The 4,950-nt window shown below is 57.4% G+C and carries 4 protein-coding genes and 1 pseudogene; 2 read left to right on the forward strand and 3 right to left on the reverse strand.

Going from position 1 to position 4,950, the window contains the following annotated elements:
* Window positions 1-365: pseudogene (locus P3T21_RS38110) on the reverse strand (hypothetical protein); the annotation flags it as partial.
* A gap of 959 nt (window positions 366-1,324) precedes the next feature.
* Here P3T21_RS38110 and P3T21_RS38115 point away from each other — a divergent pair.
* Window positions 1,325-2,551 carry a porin gene (locus P3T21_RS38115; RefSeq protein WP_429261007.1) on the forward strand — a complete coding sequence of 409 codons (1,227 nt, stop codon included), beginning with the start codon at window positions 1,325-1,327 and terminating at the stop codon, window positions 2,549-2,551.
* 463 nt (window positions 2,552-3,014) lie between these two features.
* Here the strand turns inward: P3T21_RS38115 and P3T21_RS38120 are convergent, their stop codons facing one another.
* A complete protein-coding gene (locus tag P3T21_RS38120) occupies window positions 3,015-3,176 on the reverse strand; it encodes a c-type cytochrome (protein ID WP_429261008.1) in 162 nt (53 codons plus the stop codon).
* A gap of 247 nt (window positions 3,177-3,423) precedes the next feature.
* On the reverse strand, window positions 3,424-3,561 hold the full coding sequence (locus P3T21_RS38125; RefSeq protein ID WP_429261009.1) for a hypothetical protein: 138 nt from the start codon (window positions 3,559-3,561) through the stop codon (window positions 3,424-3,426).
* A 503-nt stretch (window positions 3,562-4,064) separates the two neighbouring features.
* Between P3T21_RS38125 and flgB the strand changes: the two genes are divergently transcribed.
* A complete protein-coding gene (flgB, locus tag P3T21_RS38130) occupies window positions 4,065-4,517 on the forward strand; it encodes a flagellar basal body rod protein FlgB (RefSeq protein ID WP_429261010.1) in 453 nt (150 codons plus the stop codon).
* Window positions 4,518-4,950 lie beyond the last annotated feature (433 nt).

The raw sequence follows: 4,950 nt of genomic DNA on the forward strand, positions 1-4,950 counted from the left end.
CAAAGCTCTCGGCTGGAAAACTCCTGCCGAAAGGCTCCGCGAGCATCTATCATCACGCGCATAAGGCACTGTTGCGACGACCGGTTGAATGCGGGGATCAACAACGTGCGCAAATACGGTTCGCCTCGCTTCGAGATTGACTTCGTATGCAACAGCACCACTTCGTGCCCGAGCGCCTTGATCTTGCGGGCCCACCAGTGCACACTGCCGCATGCTTCAAGCGCTACACGACCCGAGGGCCGCTGTGCCAGAAGAACGATCAGCTCGTCGCGTCGGAAGCGTCGATTGGCTACCTCGCCGGTTTGTGCGTCGTACATCTGGAATATCTGCTTTGCAACATCCAGTCCGTATGTCGTGGCATTCATTTGGGCCCTCCGTTCCTCAAGTGGTCGTCTCGAAACGCCACTCTGGCACATTGTGATGCCGTTCGGTTCTGGAGGGCCTCTGCCTTCCTGCAGGATCCTGCGTCCCCGAAGGGAGGGCGGTGTCCATTCCATCTCGGTCGACAATAGCCAGATACATCGATGCGACAATCGCGCACGAGCCGACAGCCGAAGCGGAGATACGGGCGCGCTGACTGCCAGAGGTTGGGAAGTAACGGGGTGCGCTCGCAGCGCTCATATTTCCTCAGTCGATTCGATCGATAAACAACCGCGGCCATTAGCCATATACTTCTTTCGTCGAGCCAGCCTTGGTGCACTCAGGGAGGGCCAACGGTGTTGTGGCCGCCTCGCTTCGTACGTTCGACGGCTTCTTCGACGTCGGCTGCGGCCCTTGCGGGCCGTTGGTCTTCGCGGTCAACTCGACCGGCTGCGTGGGCACCGCGATGTGAGTTCATCGGCGATTGCATCGGGGCGCGCAAGAGCTTCAGCCGCCGGGCGTTCAAGACCGTGTTGCGCGCCTCGAAGCCGATCTGAACCTGCCGATTCCGCCTGACCCTTCGTCATTCGACGCTGTCATCTCCCTCAATGTCGTCGTTTATCTTCATAACCGCTTCACGAACGTACGCAAGCAACACGACGACACCCCTGGCAACGGTCGAACACTCCATCGCGTGATCGTGAATCCAGATCGAGGGGTCCAGGCGATCTGGTTGCGCGACAAGGATTCTGAGTGGCCGCCTCTATATGGTTAATGAGTGACATTGCATGCGGACACCATCTGCGATCATCTTCAGGAAAATGAGACATGAAGATGACATTTTTCGGCTTTTGTTTGAAACATAGAATTGCATAAAGTTTCGGACGTGGGAACGACTAGACTCTCTTCGCCTCGCAGACCCGGTCAATGTTTACGAGGAACCATTCAGCTACGGAGAGTTTTGATGAAGCATCAAATATTGTTCGCCGCGACGCTTGCAGCAACAGGTATGACCGCAGCACATGCGCAAAGCAGCGTAACCCTGTACGGCCTGCTGGATGCCGGCATCAGCTACACCAACAACACCCGCGTCGGCACTACAGGTCACAGCAATGTCGCCTTGAGCAACGCCATGCTGCAAAGCAACCGTTGGGGCCTGAGAGGCGCCGAAGATCTGGGTGGCGGCCTGAAGGCGGTGTTCGTCCTGGAAAACGGCTTCACGCTGAGCAACGGCAAGCTCGGCCAGGGCGGCCGTGAATTCGGCCGTAACGCCTATGTCGGCCTGTCGAGCAACAACCTCGGCACCCTGACCGTGGGTCGTCAGAATGAATTCATGTACGACTGGGTCGGTCGTGTGTCGTTTGAAAACTTCAACGGCGCAGGCGGCAATGTCTTCGCGCACGCGCTGGACAACGACAACATGCTGGGTACGTTCCGCGTCAACAACGCGGTGAAATACCAGAGCCCGAATTACTCCGGCCTGACCTTCGGCGGCTTGTTTGGCTTCTCGAACCAGGCCGGCGGTTTCGGGAACAACCGTGCATACAGTTTCGGCGCCATGTACAACAACGGCCCGATTCTGGCGACGTTGGGTTACACGCAAGTAAACAACAGCTTGACCAACAGCGCCGCGGGCTTGGGCGTAGTCACCAACACCGGTGGCGCAGTTGATAGCAGCGCCGCCAGCACCAGCGCTGATGCGGCGCTCACCGCAGGACGTCAGCGTACCTTCGGCGGCGGCTTGAACTACACGTTCGGCCCGGCGAAAGTTGGTTTTGTGATCACTGACAGCAAGCTGAACAATGCAACCGGTTTCACCACTGGCACCGCGGCTTTGTCGCTTGCGAACTCCGCATATGTTCATTTCACGAACTACGAAGTGAATGCGCATTACAGCGTTACCCCGGCATGGACCCTGGGCGCGGCTTACACCTACACCGATGGCAAGTTCAGCAACGCTCAGAACTCTGCATCGCCGAAGTGGAACCAGGTCAGCCTGTTGTCGGATTACAACCTGTCGAAGCGCACGGACGTGTACGCGGTCGCCAACTGGTCACACCTGAGCGGCGGTCTGTCGGCACAGGCGGGTTCGGGCTTGGCTGCATTTGAAGGCGCAAGCTCCTATATCGGCGGCATTGCGGCAACGAAGAACCAGGTGGTGGTGGGTGCCGGCATCCGCACCCGCTTCTAAGGCCTGATCGAACGGTTGAGTGACGGCAGATCTTGCCGCGATCCGCGTGCGGCAAGAAGGAGCGTTCCTCAACCGACGATGGCTGATATTTGTATCGTTGGGGCTCAACTCGTGGGAGCGGAGCATTCGCTTCCCAGGGGAGAGTCGCGTATTGAAGGGGTGACAAACTACATCAAGTGCGTTATTCGGCCGCGAGAGGCCTGACAACGGCGCCGGTAGTCCTGTCACCGAGAGACGTTCTCCGAGAAACAGTTAGCCCGCCCATTGTGGCGGTTTTTTTTGCGGCGTCGACGTGCTGTTCGTGCCCAGACGAACACAACACTGACGTTTTGGCTCCCGCCTTTGCACTCGCGAGGGCGAGGCCACCGTATGTCCAGGTACACAAGCGGCCTGAGACCTCCAATGCGCAAAGAAGCATTTCGGCCGCCGAGAGGCCCTTTGCCGTCCGTTCAGCGGGCATAACCTACGGCTGGGTATTCGGTTTGGCGGCGCTGAGCTTTTCGAAGTCTTGAGCGGAGATGCCGCGTCCTTTATAAAGGTACGCCGTCAAGTCCCAGATCGTCTGGTCGTCTTGCGTCTTGCCGAACGCGGGCATTGCGGTCATTTTTACGCCGTTCTTGATCACCCAAAACATCATCTTGGGATTGTTGCGGCTAACAGTTCGGGCGCGGGCGGAAGGACGCCCTGGCCAATGGGGCTCAGCGATTGTCCAGGTGCGCCGTGCATGCCATGCATGTGTCCCGGTAGAGACGAGCGCCGGCTTCGACGTTGGCGACGGTCATCAGGTCAGTTGGCACCTGGATAGCGGCCGCATGGCGGTGCAGCGACTGCAGGTAGGTCTTATGCAGCACCCAGGCGACAAGTGGGTTGTGTCAAGATGCGGCCGACACATCGTACAGTCCCGAATACATAAAGCCGAATCCGGCCGCCACGACCGCGATGACGGCTGCATCGAAAGCGCTCACCGTGGAATGATGGACAGGAAAAGAGGAGTCTTTAGCTGCACTCATGTTTGACCACCTGCTGGAAACGATTGTCGACTTGGATCTGGATTGAGATGCGTGCCAGCAGGATGGCTATCATTTTTCGAACATCGGTTATGCCGTCAAACAAGCGGTGGTTCCGGGCCGTGCAATTCGGCTTTACGTGCAGGTACTGGCACGGGTAGGGTGTTCAGGACGACGTCCGCGCTCCGCGGTACAGCAGGTCAAGGTAGACATTCGCGCTCCAATCGACCATCGCGACAAGCATGGCGGTCGACTCGAGCGGCTGCGCTTGAGCAAGCCTTGTTGGCGTTGAACCCGTACGGTCATTATTGGATCGGGTAGATGACGCCACTCTTGCCAGGCGATTACAAACTCGTCATTGACCGATCAATAGCCAGCAATACTGTATTGCTCGTGCATCACGATCACCTTGGGATAACGTGAGCGCAATTGCATGGAGGGGATCGCGGTTTCTTGGGGCCCCTGAAAGCTACAGTTTTGTATCGTCACCGGAGCGCGAAAAGATGATTCTCGACAAGCTTGACACAACGTTCGCATTCGCGAAGGAAGCGCTGGAAGCACGCAGTTATCGTCAAGGGTTGATTGCCTCCAATATTGCCAATGCCGACACTCCCGGCTACAAGGCTGTGGATGTCGACTTTTCATCAACTTTGAGTAGCGCGCTTGCGCATTCGAATCAAGGGGGAGTACAGCGAGGGCTCGCAGGATCGGCGGAAAACGCCTCGGACCTGCCGCTTGTCACGAGCGACCCCGTTCATATCGCCAGGTCAAACACGATAGGCTCCGATGTGGTTCGCTATGCGCAGGTGCGGTACCGTCAGCCAACTCAGCCGTCACTGGACAACAATGCAGTCAACCTTGATGCCGAGCGCGTCGCGTTCGCAGACAACGCGGTGCATTACGAGTTCGACATTAACCTGGCCTCAGAGAAGCAGCTGCTAAGTGCAATTCAGTCGTGACGGCTCTGATAAGGGACGACTACTGCTACGCAGCGCGAGAGTGCAGTGTGCCAGATACGTTGCGGATTGCGTAATCCTGGCACTTTTATCGAAGGAAGAGATACATGTCGGTTGCGATTGATTTCAATTGACCGGGTCCGGCCACAAGCGGCCGATCACGTTCGTGTAACGGTTGACCGTTGATTGGGGCAAACCGGCCATTCGGATTTTGCATCCTGATTCGAATGGCCGTCGGTACAGTCGGCGGTTGTTTCGTTGTTTCCACTGTCTAATGGTCGCGCGATGCTGACCTTTGTGCGGAATTTATCGGCCCGACGCAGACTTTCGGTCGCCGAAAAAATGGACGTACTACTACACGTCTGTCGCGGGTACGGTCGCTGACATTCCAATCGTCCCGGAGCTGGAATGCGCCAGCACGTAGTTCACCAGGGCC

The sequence above is a fragment of the Paraburkholderia sp. GAS334 genome, assembly GCF_050436625.1.
Lineage (GTDB): Bacteria > Pseudomonadota > Gammaproteobacteria > Burkholderiales > Burkholderiaceae > Paraburkholderia.